Source organism: Asticcacaulis sp. W401b, from assembly GCF_046503825.1.
GTDB lineage: Bacteria > Pseudomonadota > Alphaproteobacteria > Caulobacterales > Caulobacteraceae > Asticcacaulis.
On record NZ_JBKFEE010000027.1, the window covers coordinates 1 to 16,763 of the forward strand.

Genomic DNA, 16,763 nt, shown 5'->3' on the forward strand with positions numbered 1-16,763 from the left:
GGCGCGCGGACTTTCTGCGGTACACGCCGTATGCTTACTCTTAAGCGCAGCATCTGTTAGCATGACCTCGCCTCCAAAGCGGTAATATGTTAAGAAACGAGACAAAAAATACCGTCACCCCGAAATCGCACTTTCGGAAGTTATTTTCTCTCGTTTTTACAGTGAGTTAGGGCAAAAAAAATACCGTCAGAGCCCTTAGCACCCTGACGGTATATTTATTTCTCGGCGGTATCAAGCTGACGGCATACCCTCGCCTACGCCGTCACACTATTCGAGCGCACATCAAAGGCTGCCGATAGGACTTGAAAATTTGTTATTTAAATACAGGAGATTACAGCGTACTTGAGGGTATAAGAGGGTGTAAAAAAAGGCTCGTTTTTATTCCCACTCAATCGTGCCGGGAGGCTTGGAGGTCACGTCGTAAACGACGCGGTTGACCCCCCTCACCTCGTTGACGATGCGCGTGGCGCAGCGCCCCAATACCGGCCAAGGGAACTCATAGAAGTCCGCCGTCATGCCGTCCGAAGAGGTCACGGCGCGCAGGGCCAGCACGTCCTCATAGGTGCGCGCATCGCCCATGACACCCACGGTTTTCACCGGCAGTAGCACGGCAAAGGCCTGCCAGATATCGTCGTACAGACCGGCCTTGCGGATTTCATCGAGATAGATGGCGTCGGCATCCTGAAGCGTCTTCACCTTTTCCGGGGTCACTTCGCCGGGGATGCGGATGGCCAGACCCGGTCCGGGGAAGGGATGGCGGCCGACAAAGGCTTCGCTGAGGCCCAGTTCGCGGCCCAGAGCGCGCACCTCGTCCTTGAACAATTCACGTAAGGGTTCGACCAGTTTCAGCTTCATATAGTCGGGCAGACCGCCGACATTGTGGTGGCTCTTGATAACGGTCGAAGGCCCGCCGTGCGGCGAGACGCTTTCGACCACGTCGGGATAAAGCGTGCCCTGAGCGAGGAATTCGGCGCCGTCGATTTTGGCCGCCTCTTCGTCGAAGACCTCGATAAACAGACGACCGATGGTCTTGCGCTTCTGTTCGGGGTCGGACAGGCCCTTGAGCGCCCCCAGAAACTTGTCCTGCGCCTGCACATGGATCAGCGGGATGTTGTAGTGATCGCGGAACAACGACACCACCTGCTCGCCTTCGTTCTTGCGCAACAGACCCGTATCGACAAACACGCAGGTCAGTTGCTCGCCAATGGCTTCGTGGATCAGCACGGCGGCGACCGACGAGTCCACCCCGCCCGACAGGCCGCAGATAACGCGCCCCGACCCGACCTGAGCCCGGATTTTTTCGATCATTTCCTGACGGAAGGCGGCCATGGTCCAGTCGCCTTTAAGCCCCGCGATCTCGAACAGGAAGTTGCGGATCATCTGGGTGCCGCGCACCGTGTGGACCACTTCGGGGTGGAACTGCACGGCGTAGAAGCGGCGGGCCTCATCTGCGATGGCGGCGAACGGTGCGCCTTCGGAAACAGCGATAACCTTGAAGCCGTCAGGGATGGCGGTAACGCGATCGCCGTGGCTCATCCACACGATTTCCTTGTCACCCGGCTTACCCAGACCGCGGAACAGCGGCGTATCGGCGGCGATTTCGATCTCGGCGCGGCCAAATTCGCGGTCATGGCCGCTTTCGACCTTGCCGCCCAAAAGGTCGCACATCAGTTGCTCGCCATAGCAGATACCGAACACCGGCAGGCCCATATCGAACAGGGCCTTGTCGAGGGTCGGACCGGCTTCGACGACGCTATGCGGCGACCCGGACAGGATCACCGCATTGGGGGCGACGCTTTTGATCGCCTCGGCGGCCTTGGTGAAGGGATGGATTTCGCAATAGACGCCGCATTCGCGCACGCGACGCGCGATGAGCTGAGTCACTTGCGATCCGAAATCAATAATCAGGACTTTTTCGTGATGCGACATGCGCCTGTTTTCCTATGGTTTTTCGACCAATTGTCTTATGGCTTGCGCCGGTATAGCGAAACGAAGAACCCGTCCGTGTGGCTGGTTCCGGGGCTGAGGCGCAGGCGATGGCCCTGCGCAATTTTTTTCAAAGTCTCCGCGCCTTCCGGGGTCACCGCGGCGCCGTCCAGCGCATCGGCAACCGGGCGCGGTGTGAAGTGAGGGTGGTCGGCTTCGAAGCGGTCGGCGGTCATTTCATTTTCGTCCGGCAGGATCGAGCAGGTGGCATAGGCCAAAAGCCCGCCCGGCTTCACCAGACGCGAGGCGCGGTGGAGGATGGCGCTTTGCAATTCATGCAGGCGCGCCACCTCTGTTTCTTCCAGCTTATGCGCGGTCTCAGGCCGGCGACGCCACACGCCTGAGCCAGAGCACGGCGCATCGACCAGCACCAGATCGGCCTGGGCTTCGAGGTCTTCCATCCCCTCGCCGTCCGGGCCAAGCTGGCGCAACTCCGCCTCCAAACCGGCGCGGGTCAGGCGCGGCTTGATATTGTTGAGGCGCGTCTTTTCGACATCCGAGGCGATTAGACGACCTTCCCCCTGCATGGCTTGCAGCAGGGCCAGAGTCTTGCCGCCGCCCCCGGCGCAATAATCGACCACCGTCATGCCGGGCCTGGCTCCGGCGAGGAAGCCCGCCAGTTGCGAGCCCTCGTCCTGAATCTCGATCGTGCCCTGCCGGAAGGCAGGTAGTGCGCGCACATTGGGCGGCGGATCGGCGGGCAGGCGCACACCAAAAGCTGAAAACGGCGTCGGTTCGGGCCTGTAGCCCAGCATTTCCAGCCCGGCGATCAGCGGCGCGCGGTCGCCATTGACGCGCAGGTCGATGGGGGCGCGCGGCAGCATCAGGGCCTCAGCCTCTTTCAGCCAGTCGTCGCCATAGACGCCTTTGAGGCGTTCTACCACAAAGGCCGGCAGGCCGGATTCCAGCCATTCGGGCGCTTCGCCATCCCCGGCCTCAAGTCGTTTGCGCTCCGCAACCGACAGCTTTGGCGGGGCATAGCCTTCGCCGGTGTAGAGGCCGTCGATCTCGGAAAGGCTTACGCCGTCAAGGAAATGCAGCGCCCCCAGTACCAGCGAACGCCCCTCCGACGAGTCCATTGCAAAAGACAAGCGTTCGCGCGCACGCAGACACTGATAGACCTTATCGGCAATGGCGCGGCGGTCCTTTGACCCGGCATAGCGGTTGTTGCGGCCCCAGTCCTTCAACACCTCTTCGGCCGGACGGCGCGTCTTGCCCAGAAGGTCGAGAATATCGGAAGCGGCTTGCAGGCGGGCGGCGGGGGTCACTCTTTATCCTTACGCAAAACAGGTCCAGACGCACATGCCGATACCGACCAGCGAAAGCAGGTAAAAGGCACTGCGCAGCTTGGTGCCCAGGGCATAGGCCGGGAAATAGGCGACGCGCGCCAGCAGGTAGATATGGGCCCCCAGCCGCGACACGTCATTCGACTTGCCCGCAAAGGCCAGGGCAATGACGATCACCGCGAAAAACGCGAAGGTTTCCAGATAGTTCTGATAGGCGCGGCGCATCCGCCCGGCGGCGGGGCCGACATCGAACGCTTCGTCACGCGGGCTGGCGTTCCACTGGAAATAGCCCGGTTTGAAGGCGGGCGCGACAGCAGAGATAAGGATCTGAGCCACGCCCCACAGGGCGGCAAAGACCAGAACCTGTAATTCCACCGTCATGCCCGCACTCCCTTACTGGCGATAGTTCGGGGCTTCGCGCGTGATCATCACGTCGTGGACGTGGCTTTCACGCAGGCCCGCATTGGTGATGCGCACGAACTTCGCCCGCTTCTGGAACTCTTCGATGGTCGGCGCGCCGACATAGCCCATCGAGGCGCGCAAGCCGCCCACAAGCTGATGGATGACCGGAGCGATGGGCCCCTTGTATGGCACCTGACCCTCGATACCTTCCGGCACCAGCTTCATCGAATCCTGTACGTCCTTCTGGAAGTAGCGGTCGGCCGAGCCGCGGGCCATAGCGCCGACGCTGCCCATGCCGCGATAGGACTTATAGGAGCGGCCCTGATAGAGGATGATCTCACCCGGCGCTTCTTCGGTGCCCGCGAACATCGACCCCAGCATGGCGGTCGAAGCCCCGGCGGCAATGGCCTTGGCCAGATCGCCCGACAGCTTGATACCGCCGTCGGCGATGATCGGCACGCCGGAGTCTTTTGCGGCGCGCACGCAGTCGGCCACGGCGGTCAGTTGCGGCACGCCGACACCGGCGACCATGCGCGTGGTGCAGATCGAGCCCGGCCCGATCCCCACCTTGACCCCATCGGCCCCGGCGTCGATCAGGGCGCGCGTCGCCTCATAGGTGGCGACGTTACCCGCGACGATCTGAACGTGGTTGTATTCGCGCTTGAGACGCTCAACCGCCTGCCCGACCAGCGACGAGTGGCCGTGCGCCGTGTCGATGACCAGCACGTCCACCCCGGCGTCGATCAGGAATTGCGAACGCTCATAGCCGGCGTCACCGACGGTCGAGGCGGCCCCGACCAGCAGACGACCCGACTCGTCCTTGGCCGCCGTCGGATAGGCCTGCGCCTTTTCCATGTCCTTGACGGTAATCAGGCCGACGGCACGATAGGCGTCATCGACGACGATGATGCGCTCGATGCGGTGCAACGCCATCAGTTCGCGCGCCTTGTTCTGGTTGACGCCCTCGGTCACGGTGATCAGGGCATCGCGCGTCATCAGATCGGCCGCGGTCTTCGAGCCATCGCTTTCGAAGCGGATGTCGCGGTTGGTGAGGATGCCGACCAGCTTGTTGGTGTCGCGCTCAACCACCGGGAAGCCCGAAATGTGACGCCGCGCGATGATGTCACGCACTTCGCTGAGCGTCGTTTCGGGATGGATGGTCACCGGATTGATGACCATGCCCGACTCGTAGCGCTTTACTTCGCGGATTTCCTCGGCCTGACGCTCATTGGACAGGTTGCGGTGGATGATCCCCAGACCCCCGGCCTGCGCCATGGCCACGGCCAGACGCGCCTCGGTCACGGTATCCATCGCCGATGAGACCAGCGGGATGTTGAGTTTGATGGTGCGGGTGAAGCGGGTCTTCGTATCGACCTGAGTGGGCACCACGTCCGAGGGACCGGGCTCCAGCAAAACGTCGTCGAAGGTTAGGCCTTCGCGTATATCCATAAGGGACTCTCCATTTTGCGGGTTGGGCTTAAGCGAAACGCCGCGCCGCGTAAAGAGGGGGCGCGTCACTTTTGGGGAAATATTGTTTCAGACGCGCGGATCAGGGCGGCAAACCTTTGCTTAACCGTGTTTGTTGGCGGCCTGTTCAGCCTTTGCGGCTAAACTGTCCACAGCGTCCCCCTTGCCTGCCCTGACTGAAAGTCGCGCCCATGAGCCAGTTGAAAATCCGCACCGAGTACTGCATCGCCTGCTGGCTGGTGGAAATGTCCTATGGGCTGACGGCCTTCTTCCGTCAGGCGCGATTTAAGACGATGATGCGCGCGCACCGCCTGAAGCTGAAACTGGCGGTTTAAAGCCCAATCCGACAAAGTGGCACCACTTTTCGGAAAAATTGCGCGACCAAACAAAAACTTAGAACTATTCGGCGGCTCAATTTAGCCGATGAATCCTCTCATTCCCCATTCTTGTATCTGTCACAGAGGCGGATTAACCTGCGGAGACTTCCGGAGGTACTGATGAAGCGTCTGTCGATCATTGCGGCCCTTACCCTGTCCGCCAGTTTGGGTGGTTGCGCGCTACTTCCCGCTGCCTCACCGGCACGGGTAGATTTCGTCGTCATCAACGACACACCTTATGACGATACCGACCGCGCCATGCTGGCGAGGGCCATACCGGCGGTGAAAGCCCAAACGCCTCCCTTTATCCTGCACGTCGGCGATACGCAGTCGGGTGGCGAAGTCTGCGGCCCGCCGGATGCCGCCTTTGCCAAAATGCTGGCCGATCTCAAGCCCATTCCGGTCTTTTACACACCCGGCGACAATGAATGGACCGACTGCGACCGCAAGGACGATCCGGCGACGGGGCGCAAATTCTCCGAATTGCAAAGGCTTGAGGGCCTGCGTCAGCGCGTCTTTGCCACGCCGCAGGTCAGAGAGGCCAAATGGCACTATGCACAGCAACCGGACATGCCGGAAAATGCCCGCTTCGACTACGGGCGTTTCGTTGTGGTGACGATGAATGTGGTCGGCACCAATAATGGCCGTGATCTGGTCATGGGCGATGATCTGAGCGTGGCCGCCAGCGCTGCCGATGCACGCGATGCCCATAATGTGGCGTGGCTGAAAGCCGCCTTTGCCCATGCCCGCAAACGCGGTGCCGCCGCAGTGATCGTCGCCACTCAGGCCGATATGTTCAATCAAAAGGCGGAGGCGCGCTTTGTCCCCTGTCACGACGTAGCTGCGGATGACAAGCGCCCTTGCGACGGCTTTCTGCCGGTGCGGGCGGCCCTGATCCATGAAGGCCGCGCCTTCGGCAGGCCGGTCTTCCTGATCCACGGCGATACCTCGCCCTTTACCCTGACGCAGGGCGACCTGCCCGGCGACAACCTAACCGACAGGGCCGGCAATCTGTGGCGGCTGAACGCGGCGGGCGATGCCGGATCGGAAAAAGACAAAAGCTGGGGCGTGCGCGATGTGACCACGGTCAGCATCGACCTGTCCAAGGCGCAGCCTATCTCGGCGCGCGGCCTGCTGACCGGTGAAGTGCCCGGTCGTGAGACGCCGAGACCGGACGCTGATTGAGTTATTTGCGTTTTTTCAGACGCTTGGCATTGGCGATGGCACGGCTGTGCACCGGTTTCAGGCCGTGCTCGGTCAGGGCCGCCGCCTTACCTGAGAGATCGGCCGCGTGGTTGACCCCGCGCATCACACTGTCGGCCAGACGCGCCTGATGCGTCAGGGCCTCGGCCGCTGAGCGGCTGGTGGCCAGCGCCGTCAGGCTATGGCCCATATCCATCATGTTGTGAAAGGCCTGCGTGCTGACCTCGTGGTTGAGGTTCATCCAGTACTGGCTCATCGCCATCAGCGATTCGGTCCCGGCTTCGAGCTTTTCCTGCCCCATCAGGGTGAATTCGCGCTGATCCTCCGCATTGGGGATAGCGTCGGCATTGGCCATGCGGTTGACGCGGTGGGTGATGACCTCCGCCGAAGCCATCAGCATTTCCGAACTTTTGAGCGCCAGAGACGTCCAGGCAAAGAACGGATTAAGCGGTAATTTGGTCATTCGTTTCCTTGGGGTACGCATACTGTTTATGGAGCCGGTTCGGCTCTGGTTATATTCCGGTACAGAGATAACACAGGAACACGAAAACCATAATAGTTTATGCGGTAGCGGCCCGGCCGGTTGAGCTTCCCCTGAAGATCGGAGGAATCGAACTTCAGATAGGGCATGCTGTCCGTATTGCGGAAGGTTCCCGACGTGGTGAAGACCAGATAGACGTCTCTGCCGCCTTCACGCTTGGTGGTTGTCCCGGTCACCTCGACCACGGCCTCACCGTGGCTCCAGTAGGGGGTGGTTGCCCAGCCCAGTACCGCCACGGTCAGAACGCCCAATACGGTCAGAGCTATCGTTTTCAATCGTCTCATCGTGCGCCCTCTTCTCCCCGGCATTTCGGGCGGGGCGGGCTAAAGAGGCAATATGGTTCCTGACCCTTGAAGCCTACCCCTTGAAGCCTTGGGCCACGATGTAGATTTCCGACGAATCCGCCCGGCTCGACTTCGGCTTGAAGTGCTTCACATCGCGGAAGGCGAGTTTCAGCTTGAGCAGCAGATGCTCCGTCTCACCGCCCTGAAAGGCCTTGGCAACGAACGCGCCGCCGGGCTTGAGATTGTCCAGCGCGAAATCCGACGCCAGTTCCAGAAGCCCCATGATCTTGAGGTGGTCGGTTTGGCGGTGACCGACCGTATTGTGCGCCAGATCGGAGAGCACCACATCCGGCTTGTCACCCATCATCTCCATCAGCCGCGCCGGAATGGCCGGATCGGTGAAGTCGGCTTCGATCATGTCGGCACCGGGAATGGGATCGACGGGCAGCAGGTCAACCCCCACTACGTGCGCCGCGCCCCGCGACTGCGCCATCTGTACCCAGCCCCCCGGCGCACAGCCCAGATCGACCACGCGCGCGCCGCGTTTGAGGATGTGAAAGCGGTCATCGATTTCCTGTAGCTTGAAGGCCGCGCGCGAGCGCCAGCCCTCGGCCTTGGCCTTTTGCACAAAGGGATCGTTCAGTTGCCGTTCCAGCCATTTGGCAGACGACTGCGTGCGCTGCTTGGCGGTCTTGACCGCCGTGTGGCCCTTGGCGCGACCGGACAGGTTGCCGCCCGCGGGCGGCTTGACCATGCGGCGGCGCGGTTCTTCGGGGGTATCGTTACTCATGTGGCGTCTATAACGGGTTTTGCCTCACACGGAAAATCATTTTGCCTTTATGGCCGGGCCTGTAAGGTCGGCCGCGAAAGGAGAGCCCCCATGCGCCTGACGCCCCTGCTCGTCCCCGTCCTGATCGCCGCGGCCCTGAGCACCATCCTGGCTGCCTGCAAGCCCGTGGCCGTCAGCGAAGCGGATCAGTCCTACGCCACCGCCGAATCCGTGGCCGCCGTCGATGCCTCCGAAGCGCCACTGGCCTATGCCGAGCCGACGCTGAACCCCAAAAGCGCCTCAACCGCCACCTGCCTGGAAGAAAAAGGCCAGCTCGAAGCCGACAAGCTGGTGCAGCGCTGCCGCGCCGTCAGCCCGGCGACGCACCCGCCCTGCAACGTCCAGAACCCCTGCCCGATGATCGAGGATGAGATCAGGCGATCCTGCGCGCTTTACGATCCGGATGAGCAAAAGCCGGCTGAATGCACCGGATAGGATTTGTCAAAGCCCGACGAATAGCCTATTTCAGCCGCAAACCTTGAGCATCCGCCGGCTCAGTTGAGCCGCCGTATCGCTCAATTTTTTATAACGCCTCATGCCGAAAAGTGGTGCCCACTTTTCGGCATGAGGCTCTAAATTGGAGCCCCCATGTCCGAAGATCTGGAAAACACCCTCATCCTGACGCTGGAAAGCGGTGACGTGCGTATCAAGCTGCGCCCCGACCTCGCCCCCAACCACGTCGCCCGCATCAAGGAACTGTGCCGTCAGGGCTTCTATGACGGCATCGTCTTCCACCGCGTCATTCCGGGCTTCATGGCTCAGGGCGGCGACCCGGAAGGTCAGGGCTATGGCGGTTCGGGCAAGAAGCTGAAGGCCGAATTTTCGCGTGAGCCGCACGTGCGCGGCGTTTGCTCGATGGCGCGTTCGCAAAACCCCGACTCGGCCGACAGCCAGTTCTTCATCTGCTTTGCCGACGCGCGCTTCCTTGATGGCCAGTACACCGTCTGGGGTGAAGTGACCGAAGGCATGGAACACGTCGATGCCCTGCCCAAGGGCGAGCCACCGCGCGCGCCGGGCAAGATCGTCAGCTTCAAGGTCGCCGCTGACGCCGCCTGAGCCGCGTAAGCCCGCTTTGACAGAGCCCACCGGTCGGACACCTGTCCGGCCGGTTTTTTGTTTGTGGACAGACGTGTGTTAGGTTAAGACAACGGTGTCGCCAACATTCGGAGCCTGCCCTATGACCCCGCGCTCCCGTCTGAACTTTTCGCAGAACGACGAACAGAAACGCATCACTATCCGCTACATCGGTGATGTGGACGGTCAGGAGATCGTCAACGGCATCGCGCGCTATCTCGAAACCGTGGGCGAGGTCTGGCTGTACGACATCATAATCGACATGCGGCGCTTTGAGGGCTTCGTCCCCTTTGATGAGCTGGGACGGCTGGCGCGTCAGTGGGCCACCATCGCGCAGGGCCGCGACATGGGGCGCAAGGTGGCCATCATCAGTCAGGACCCGCTGGTTCTGGCGCGTGCCAAGGCCTATCCGGTCACCTTCCCCACCCGCGTCATCCGCATCTTTGCCGAGATGATCGACGGCGAAAACTGGATCGAAGGTAAGGAAACTGCCACACCCGCCGCACAGGACGCCCCACGCGCCTCTTGATTTTCAGCTCGCGATCACCTTTTAAGCGGGCATGAAGGTTTCCGATTTCGATTTTGACCTGCCCGAGGATCGCATTGCGCTGCGGCCCGTCACCCCGCGTGAGGCCGCCCGCCTGCTGCGCGTCGATGGCGAGGTGCGCGAAGACTGGCGCGTCGGCGACCTGCCGTCGTTGCTGAAGGCCGGTGACCTGCTGGTCATTAACAATACGCGCGTCCTGCCGACCCAGCTTAAGGGCATCCGTGAGCGCGAGGGCCAGAGCGTGGCGTTCGAGGCCACCCTGATCAAGTCCCTGGATGGCCAGAGTTGGCAGGCCTTTCTCAAGCCCGGCCGCCGTATCCGCGAAGGCGACACCCTGCGCTTTGATGACCTCAGTGCCCGTGTTCTGTCAAAAGACGAAGACGGCGTCTATGTGCTGCGCTTCGAACAGTCGGCGTCTGAGGTGCTGAACGGCTTGCACCGTCTGGGCGGGATGCCGCTGCCGCCCTATATCCGCTCCAAACGCCCCGAAGACGAACAGGACAAAAGCGACTATCAGACGGTCTTTGCCCGCGACGAAGGCTCCGTCGCCGCCCCCACCGCGGGGCTGCATTTCACGCCGGAACTGCTGCACGCTCTGCGGGACAAGGGTGTGCTGTTCGAAGAAGTCACCCTGCACGTCGGTGCCGGCACCTTCCTGCCGGTCAAGGTCGAAGACACCCAAGACCACAGGATGCACGCTGAATTCGGCGTCGTCTCGGCTGACTCCGCCGCGCGTATCAATGCCGCGCGCGCCGCCGGGGGCCGCATCATCGCCATCGGCACCACCGCCCTGCGCCTGATCGAAAGCGCCTGCGATGCCGATGGCCACATCCATCCGTTCAGCGGCGACACCGACATCTTCATCACACCGGGTGTGCCGGTGCGTTCGGCTGATATGCTGTGGACCAATTTCCACCTGCCGAAATCGACCCTGTTCATGCTGGTCTGCGCCTTCGCCGGCACCGAGGCCATGAAGGCGGCCTATGCGCAAGCCATCGACAGCGGCTATCGCTTCTTTTCGTATGGCGATGCGAGCTTGCTTACGAATAAATCGAAGTAAGATGCAGGGGGCTTTTTTTGTGCGCTACCGCTTCGCTGCTTGAGCGCGGGCCCCTGCACCCCGAAACTTGGAGCGCAAACATCGACGATAGAGCGCGAAATGTAATGGGGTGCAGGGGTCCGCGACCCCTGCGTCTTTAAAGACTTTTCGCCTTAAACCACGGCACCATACGGGTGATCGCGTCCTCGACCTCAGCCGTCGAGACGGCGAAGCTAAAGCGGATAAAGCGGTGCCCTTCGACCGGATCGAAGTCGATGCCGGGGGCCGTGCAGACGCCGGTATCGTTAAGCAGTTCCTTGCAGAAGGACAGGCTGTCGTCGGTCAGGTGCCCGATATCGGCATAGATGTAGAAGGCTCCATCGGCCGGTGCGATGCGGCTCAGCCCCAGTTGCGGCAGGGCATCGAGCAGAAGGCGGCGATTGCGGCGATAGGTTTCAACGTGCCCGTCCAGCTCAGAGCGGCTGTCGAGCGCAATCAGTCCCGCGTGCTGGCTGAGCGACGGCGCGGTCAGGAACAGGTTACCGACATAGGCACGTGCGGCGGCGACATGACTTTCGGGCACCAGACACCAGCCCAGCCGCCAGCCGACCATGCTGAAATATTTGGAGAAGCTGCTGACCACCCAGGCGTCTGGCGCGCATTCGAGCAACGACCGCGCCGGGGCCTCATAGGTCAGGCCATGATAGATTTCGTCCGACAGGATTCGGATGCCGCGCGACCGGCAGACCTCGGCAATGGCCTTGAGTTCGTCCGGCCCGATCACCGTTCCGGTCGGATTGGCCGGGCTGGCGATAATCACCCCGTCCGGCGCCGGATCGAGCGCGCTTAGCGCCTCGGCGGTCAGTTGAAAACGCACCTCCGGCCCACAGGGGATTTCGACCGGTACCATGTTCAGCGCCTTCAGCACATTGCGATAAGCGACATAGCCGGGCCGCGCCAGCGCGATGCGCGCCCCCGGCCTAAAGCCCGCACTGAGCGCCAGCACCAGAGCGGGTGACGCCCCGCAGGTGAGGATAAAGCGCTCCGGATCGACGCTGACGCCGTAGCTGTCGAGATAATGCTTCGCCAGCCGCGCCTTCAAAGGCGTGCTTTCCCAATAGCCCATACCGTCGCTGTCGAGAATGCGATGCGCGGCCTCAATGGCGGCTTTCGGCGCGCCGGTGGAGGGCTGTCCGAACTCCATATGGATGATGGAGCGCCCCTGATCCTTAAGGGCGTGGGCCAGCCGGCTGATCTCTATGGCGTAAAAGGGGGCAATGTCTGCGGTCATGCCCGCTTATACCCCATCGGCCACCGCACGCCAGACCGGATTGCGGGCTCAGACGAAGCAAGATAACGCTTAAGGTATGATCGAAACCCCTCGCCTGCTTCTGCGCCCGCACGTCCTCGACGATTACAACGCGCTTTGCGCCATGTTCGGCGATCCGGAGTTTTATCGCCTGTCAGGGCTCACGCCGCAGTCGCCCGAAGACGTCTGGCACCGCCTGCTGCGCTATATGGGGCACTGGACGGCCTTTGGCTGGGGGCTGTTTGCGGTTGTCGATAAGGAGACGGGGCGCTTTATCGGCGAAACGGGTCTGGCCGATTTCCACCGGGGTCTGGGACCGGACTTCGACCTGTCGCCCGAAGCCGCCTGGGCCATTACGCCCGCCTGTCATGGTAAAGGTTATGCCGTCGAAGCCGTTGACGCAGCGCATCAGTGGTTCGACGCGACCCGCCCGCAACGCACTGTATGCATCATCGACGCGAGCAATAGGCCGTCCTTAAAGGTCGCATCGGCGCTGGGTTATGCCCCATTCGGCGATGCAACCTATAAGAGTCACAAAGTCACCACCTTCCAGCGTTATCCCTCACCCTGACATAGGGGGGATGCAATGGATATCGGCATGGGGATTTTGTGGGGCGGGCTTATCGGCGCGCCCGTCGCCGGGTTTCTGCTCAACAGTCTCTGGCAAGGCGAACGCCGTACGGCGATCATCGCAGCCGTCTCCGTTCTAACTCTGATCGGATTGGCCTTTGCCGCAGGCCTGCGCTTTACCTCGCCCCTGCTCAATCTTGCAACACTGGTGATCGGCTATAGCGCCTACGCGTTCCTGACCGTCGATGGTTGGGTATAAGTCATAAGCGGTTTATCCTGCGCGCCTTGGCGACAACAATCACCACGCTGCCGATCATCTTCGGCTATTTTCTGGCAACGATCGGCTTTCTGGGCCTCCTTTTCATCTGGGGCGACTTCACCGGAAAGCCCGGCCACGCCGAAACCCTGGCACCGGGCATAGGTTGCGAAATTCGCACACAATCGGGTGGCCCGTCATGGGGCACCACGGTCGTCTCCGTGCACCGCGAACTGACGCCGTTTTTGCGCTGGGAACGCGCTCATCAGCGCCTTTCCGAGGAAGAGGCTGTTTACAGACGCGCGTCTGATCTGTGCAGAGATGCCTACACCAAATGGCAAAACAGTTGAGTTTTCAATATCGTTCTAGTGGCGCAATCCGCTTTGCACAATATTGGCGAAAAGGTCCGGATTTCATGTAGTCGGGCGGAGGATATAGTCGGCTGTAATCACCCCGCTCCAGCGGGCGTGACGTTACCGGATTTCGATTGACGGCACGGACTACCAAAAAAGTGCCCATGAGCCCCTCTACCAAACTACCGGACTTGGGGAACCTTGCTTGCGCCCATCCTAAATACTCAGCGGTCACCTTTTGTAAGGGCGCTTCAATACGGAACATATCCGTTTCAATCGCTAAGCTCTGAAGGTCTTCGGGATCAATAACAGGCCCGTCTACGTCACTCCATAAACGTATCCCTCTCGCTTCGACACTCAGATCGCCGTTGTCCTCACAGGTCAAAGACAGCTCTTCATAAGGATAACTGCCGCTATCAACGTCATAGAGAACCAAAACACCTTCATTTGCGCGGTCGTAGAGCCATTCCAGTTTTTCTTTGGCGTGGGCGATGGGGGTGAGAAGAACAAAACTCACGCCTGCGACCCATAGATATATCTTCATCACTCCCTCCCTCGTCGTATCAGAAAGTGCAACTTCGACAGCCAACTTGCAACGGCTTTGACTTAAATACTGAGGCCGTCTAATACCCCGCCCATGTCCGCATTCCCTTTTGAAATCTCCGCTTCCGATGGTCAGGCCCGCACGGGCGTGCTGAAAACGCCGCGTGGTGATATCCCGACCCCCATCTTCATGCCGGTGGGCACCGCCGCCACGGTCAAGGCCCTGACGCTTGACATGGTGCGTCAGAGCCATGCGAAAATCATCCTCGGCAACACCTATCACCTGATGCTGCGCCCGTCGGCGGAGCGTGTGAAGCGACTGGGCGGTCTGCACAGATTTATGGGCTGGGACGGTCCCATCCTCACCGATTCCGGCGGCTTTCAGGTGATGAGCCTGTCGCAGATTTCCAAAGTCACCGAAGAGGCCGTCACCTTCCAGAGCCATATCGACGGCTCAAAGCACGTCCTGTCCCCGGAACGTTCGATGGAGATTCAGGCTGACCTGCTGGGTTCCGACATCGTGATGCAACTCGATGAGTGCGTCTCATGGCCCGCCGACGAAGCGCGCGCGCAAAAGGCGCTGCAACTGTCGGCGCGCTGGGGGCTGCGGTCGAAACAAGCCTTCGGGCAGCGCGACACGCAGGCCCTGTTCGGCATTCAGCAGGGCTCGACCTTTGAGAGCTTGCGCCGGGAATCGACCGACCGCCTGCTGAAGATCGGCTTTGACGGCTATGCCATCGGCGGTCTGGCCGTCGGTGAAGGCCATGAGGCCATGTGCGACACGCTCGAATACTGCGCGCCGCTCCTGCCGTGGGATCGTCCGCGCTACCTGATGGGGGTGGGTAAGCCGATTGATCTGGTCGAAGGCGTGGCGCGCGGCGTCGATATGTTCGACTGCGTCCTGCCGACCCGCTCTGGCCGCCATGGTCAGGTGTGGACGTGGGAAGGCCCGATCAACATCAAAAACGCCCGCTTTGCCGAAGACGACACGCCGCTGGATACCACCAGCGACTGTCCGGCCAGCCGCGACTATTCCAAGGCCTATCTGCACCACCTGTTCAAGGCCGAGGAAATCCTGGGGCAGGTGCTGCTGAGCTGGCACAACATCGCCTTCTTTCAGGCCCTGATGATCCGGATGCGCGCTGCCATCGCGGCCGGTGAGTTTCAGGCCTTCCGCAAATGGTTTCACGAGACCCATCTGAAAACGCCCACCCCGAACTGACGGGCGCTTAAATACCAACGGCCGAAGATGCTGACCGCATCCGGCCGTTGAAGACACGAGACTGTCTCATATGTGTCAAAGACATGAGACAGTCTCGAAAGGCATACCAAGAGTCATTTTCAATGACCCTTGGCATAAGATCGCATTCTAATTATTTGCGCTTGTTGATTTTTCGCGGTGTCGGTGCCGCTGCCGGTGTCGGCTCGATCACTTCTTCCACCGTCACGCGGGCCTGCTTCGGGACGAACCACGACGGCGCCGCCGGTGGGGCGCAGTTCTTGTTCATCCCGATGCCTTTCAGATAGGCCCGGCGTACATTTCCGGCAGCAATGGCGCGATCCATGGCCTTCTGATGCTTTTCAGCCCCTGTCACCTTGCGGATCAGGCCGCGCATGGGCAGGACATCGGTGGCCGCTGAACGCACCGCCGTCAGGGTGGCGTCCGAGGCCATCTTGCCGCCGCGTGAGGTCATGGTGCCTTCCGGGGGCGGCGGTTCATCAAAATCCGGCCCCAGCGCCTGATCCAGCAGGGCCACCTCGCCCGCGATGGATTCGCAATTCTCCAGATTGGCCAGATCGTAAGTGTTTTTCGACGCTCGCATCAGAACGGGCGGGATTTCCTTGCGTCTCAGGTTGAGATCCACCAGCGGCGCGGTAATGGCATCCCCGAAGCCGTCCCCCACATCCGAAGCGCTCTTGCGCATGGTCTGAGTGAACGTCGGATCATTTTTCGTCTTGGGGTCGGCAGCCTCTACGGGGTGAGATTCGACGATCTGCACCTTGTCAGGCTTGCTCGCGCAGGCACTGAGGGGGCCGAAGAGGCACGCGATTCCGCCAATAGCCGAAGCGATACGCCACATCTTCATTCTGAAAGTCCCTCCGCGCACCCTGCTGTACGCCATTTATCTACAACACAACACATAAAACTTGAACCTTGCGCTTGCGCAAACAAAAACTCCCCACTATGAAGGCCGCACCCGAAACGACTTCGGTCGTAAGGTACGTCTTGATGAGCCCGTAGCTCAGCCGGCTAGAGCATCTGACTTTTAATCCCATTAAACTCTTTGTTTTTATTACCTTTTTTCAAAAAAGGGGACACAGAATCGGCTCTCACGTCGTTTCGCGAAACAAAAAGGGAACGGGAAAAATCTATCAATTTAGCCGCCCGGTTGATGCCGTTCATGTCGGAATTAAGCTACTCTACTCAGGCAAAAATAAGGTGACAATCAGGTCCGAGGTACACCGCAAAAAATATCCGGTGCCAGCTTGCCTACCTTACACGTTGCATGCGCCAATTCTCACATAAATCTGGATATGGCGCGTGACTGGCGGCAAGATGTTATTACACAAGCCTCCCCTCTTTGAGATGGAGAGTTATAGCATCTCTTACGAGACCCGTCGGAGTGTAAGTTTTTGTGCGCAAGCGCTCGTCGGGCGTTAAGTCAGCTGTTAGTTACTTAACTGAACTCGCGCGAG

Annotated in this window: 20 protein-coding genes; 10 read left to right on the plus strand and 10 right to left on the minus strand. The window is 60.6% G+C overall.

Annotated features, from left to right (window positions below; translation table 11 throughout):
* Nucleotides 1-378: 378 nt before the first annotated feature.
* The 4 genes from guaA to guaB are packed head-to-tail and all read right to left on the minus strand — an operon-like array spanning nucleotide 379 to nucleotide 5,123.
* Nucleotides 379-1,929, minus strand: a complete 1,551-nt coding sequence (gene guaA, locus ACK8OE_RS20145) for a glutamine-hydrolyzing GMP synthase (RefSeq protein ID WP_126423652.1) — start codon at nucleotides 1,927-1,929, stop codon at nucleotides 379-381.
* 35 nt (nucleotides 1,930-1,964) lie between these two features.
* Nucleotides 1,965-3,254, minus strand: coding sequence for an RsmB/NOP family class I SAM-dependent RNA methyltransferase (locus tag ACK8OE_RS20150; protein WP_410274111.1), 1,290 nt, complete (start codon nucleotides 3,252-3,254; stop codon nucleotides 1,965-1,967).
* A 9-nt stretch (nucleotides 3,255-3,263) separates the two neighbouring features.
* Nucleotides 3,264-3,653 (minus strand): MAPEG family protein, encoded by a 390-nt coding sequence (locus tag ACK8OE_RS20155; protein ID WP_410274112.1) that lies wholly within the window; start codon nucleotides 3,651-3,653, stop codon nucleotides 3,264-3,266.
* A 12-nt stretch (nucleotides 3,654-3,665) separates the two neighbouring features.
* A complete protein-coding gene (guaB, locus tag ACK8OE_RS20160; RefSeq protein ID WP_290792800.1) occupies nucleotides 3,666-5,123 on the minus strand; it encodes an IMP dehydrogenase in 1,458 nt (485 codons plus the stop codon).
* Nucleotides 5,124-5,332: 209 nt separating this feature from the next.
* Here guaB and ACK8OE_RS20165 point away from each other — a divergent pair, with 209 nt between their 5' ends.
* Together ACK8OE_RS20165 and ACK8OE_RS20170 are read left to right on the plus strand one after the other, a co-directional pair.
* Nucleotides 5,333-5,476 (plus strand): hypothetical protein, encoded by a 144-nt coding sequence (locus ACK8OE_RS20165; protein ID WP_172961266.1) that lies wholly within the window; start codon nucleotides 5,333-5,335, stop codon nucleotides 5,474-5,476.
* Between the two features lie 162 nt (nucleotides 5,477-5,638).
* A complete protein-coding gene (locus ACK8OE_RS20170; protein ID WP_410274113.1) occupies nucleotides 5,639-6,703 on the plus strand; it encodes a metallophosphoesterase in 1,065 nt (354 codons plus the stop codon).
* Nucleotide 6,704: 1 nt separating this feature from the next.
* Here ACK8OE_RS20170 and ACK8OE_RS20175 read toward each other — a convergent pair whose 3' ends face one another.
* From ACK8OE_RS20175 to ACK8OE_RS20185, 3 genes are all read right to left on the minus strand, one after another.
* The gene (locus tag ACK8OE_RS20175; RefSeq protein ID WP_410274114.1) at nucleotides 6,705-7,184 is read right to left on the minus strand and encodes a polyhydroxyalkanoate granule-associated phasin; all 480 of its coding nucleotides are present in this window, start codon (nucleotides 7,182-7,184) and stop codon (nucleotides 6,705-6,707) included.
* A gap of 26 nt (nucleotides 7,185-7,210) precedes the next feature.
* The gene (locus tag ACK8OE_RS20180) at nucleotides 7,211-7,546 is read right to left on the minus strand and encodes a DUF1523 family protein (RefSeq protein ID WP_410274115.1); all 336 of its coding nucleotides are present in this window, start codon (nucleotides 7,544-7,546) and stop codon (nucleotides 7,211-7,213) included.
* A 73-nt stretch (nucleotides 7,547-7,619) separates the two neighbouring features.
* Nucleotides 7,620-8,336: an RlmE family RNA methyltransferase gene (locus ACK8OE_RS20185; RefSeq protein ID WP_013480117.1), complete on the minus strand. Its 717-nt coding sequence runs from the start codon at nucleotides 8,334-8,336 to the stop codon at nucleotides 7,620-7,622.
* Between the two features lie 90 nt (nucleotides 8,337-8,426).
* Between ACK8OE_RS20185 and ACK8OE_RS20190 the strand changes: the two genes are divergently transcribed.
* The 4 genes from ACK8OE_RS20190 to queA all read left to right on the plus strand — a co-directional run bounded on the left by ACK8OE_RS20190 (nucleotide 8,427) and on the right by queA (nucleotide 11,056).
* Nucleotides 8,427-8,810 carry a hypothetical protein gene (locus ACK8OE_RS20190; RefSeq protein WP_410274116.1) on the plus strand — a complete coding sequence of 128 codons (384 nt, stop codon included), beginning with the start codon at nucleotides 8,427-8,429 and terminating at the stop codon, nucleotides 8,808-8,810.
* Between the two features lie 153 nt (nucleotides 8,811-8,963).
* The gene (locus ACK8OE_RS20195) at nucleotides 8,964-9,431 is read left to right on the plus strand and encodes a peptidylprolyl isomerase (protein ID WP_013480115.1); all 468 of its coding nucleotides are present in this window, start codon (nucleotides 8,964-8,966) and stop codon (nucleotides 9,429-9,431) included.
* A gap of 121 nt (nucleotides 9,432-9,552) precedes the next feature.
* Complete coding sequence (locus ACK8OE_RS20200) at nucleotides 9,553-9,978, plus strand: hypothetical protein (RefSeq protein ID WP_410274117.1); 426 nt, start codon at nucleotides 9,553-9,555, stop codon at nucleotides 9,976-9,978.
* A 31-nt stretch (nucleotides 9,979-10,009) separates the two neighbouring features.
* On the plus strand, nucleotides 10,010-11,056 hold the full coding sequence (queA, locus tag ACK8OE_RS20205) for a tRNA preQ1(34) S-adenosylmethionine ribosyltransferase-isomerase QueA (protein WP_410274118.1): 1,047 nt from the start codon (nucleotides 10,010-10,012) through the stop codon (nucleotides 11,054-11,056).
* A gap of 136 nt (nucleotides 11,057-11,192) precedes the next feature.
* Here queA and ACK8OE_RS20210 read toward each other — a convergent pair whose 3' ends face one another.
* Nucleotides 11,193-12,326 (minus strand): aminotransferase class I/II-fold pyridoxal phosphate-dependent enzyme, encoded by a 1,134-nt coding sequence (locus tag ACK8OE_RS20210; RefSeq protein WP_410274119.1) that lies wholly within the window; start codon nucleotides 12,324-12,326, stop codon nucleotides 11,193-11,195.
* 76 nt (nucleotides 12,327-12,402) lie between these two features.
* Here ACK8OE_RS20210 and ACK8OE_RS20215 point away from each other — a divergent pair, with 76 nt between their 5' ends.
* Genes ACK8OE_RS20215 through ACK8OE_RS20225 form a run of 3 tightly spaced genes read left to right on the plus strand, consistent with a single transcriptional unit; the run spans nucleotide 12,403 to nucleotide 13,520 of the window.
* The gene (locus tag ACK8OE_RS20215) at nucleotides 12,403-12,915 is read left to right on the plus strand and encodes a GNAT family N-acetyltransferase (RefSeq protein WP_410274120.1); all 513 of its coding nucleotides are present in this window, start codon (nucleotides 12,403-12,405) and stop codon (nucleotides 12,913-12,915) included.
* A 15-nt stretch (nucleotides 12,916-12,930) separates the two neighbouring features.
* Entirely contained in the window at nucleotides 12,931-13,173 is a 243-nt protein-coding gene (locus tag ACK8OE_RS20220; RefSeq protein ID WP_410274121.1) for a hypothetical protein, read from the plus strand.
* Nucleotides 13,174-13,199: 26 nt separating this feature from the next.
* Complete coding sequence (locus tag ACK8OE_RS20225; protein ID WP_410274122.1) at nucleotides 13,200-13,520, plus strand: hypothetical protein; 321 nt, start codon at nucleotides 13,200-13,202, stop codon at nucleotides 13,518-13,520.
* 4 nt (nucleotides 13,521-13,524) lie between these two features.
* On the opposite strand, the gene ACK8OE_RS20230 is transcribed toward ACK8OE_RS20225, so the two are convergent.
* Nucleotides 13,525-14,067: a hypothetical protein gene (locus ACK8OE_RS20230; RefSeq protein ID WP_410274123.1), complete on the minus strand. Its 543-nt coding sequence runs from the start codon at nucleotides 14,065-14,067 to the stop codon at nucleotides 13,525-13,527.
* 93 nt (nucleotides 14,068-14,160) lie between these two features.
* On the opposite strand from ACK8OE_RS20230, the gene tgt reads away from it, so the two are divergent.
* Nucleotides 14,161-15,288 carry a tRNA guanosine(34) transglycosylase Tgt gene (gene tgt / locus ACK8OE_RS20235; protein WP_410274124.1) on the plus strand — a complete coding sequence of 376 codons (1,128 nt, stop codon included), beginning with the start codon at nucleotides 14,161-14,163 and terminating at the stop codon, nucleotides 15,286-15,288.
* A gap of 151 nt (nucleotides 15,289-15,439) precedes the next feature.
* Here the strand turns inward: tgt and ACK8OE_RS20240 are convergent, their stop codons facing one another.
* A complete protein-coding gene (locus ACK8OE_RS20240) occupies nucleotides 15,440-16,153 on the minus strand; it encodes a hypothetical protein (RefSeq protein WP_410274125.1) in 714 nt (237 codons plus the stop codon).
* Nucleotides 16,154-16,763 lie beyond the last annotated feature (610 nt).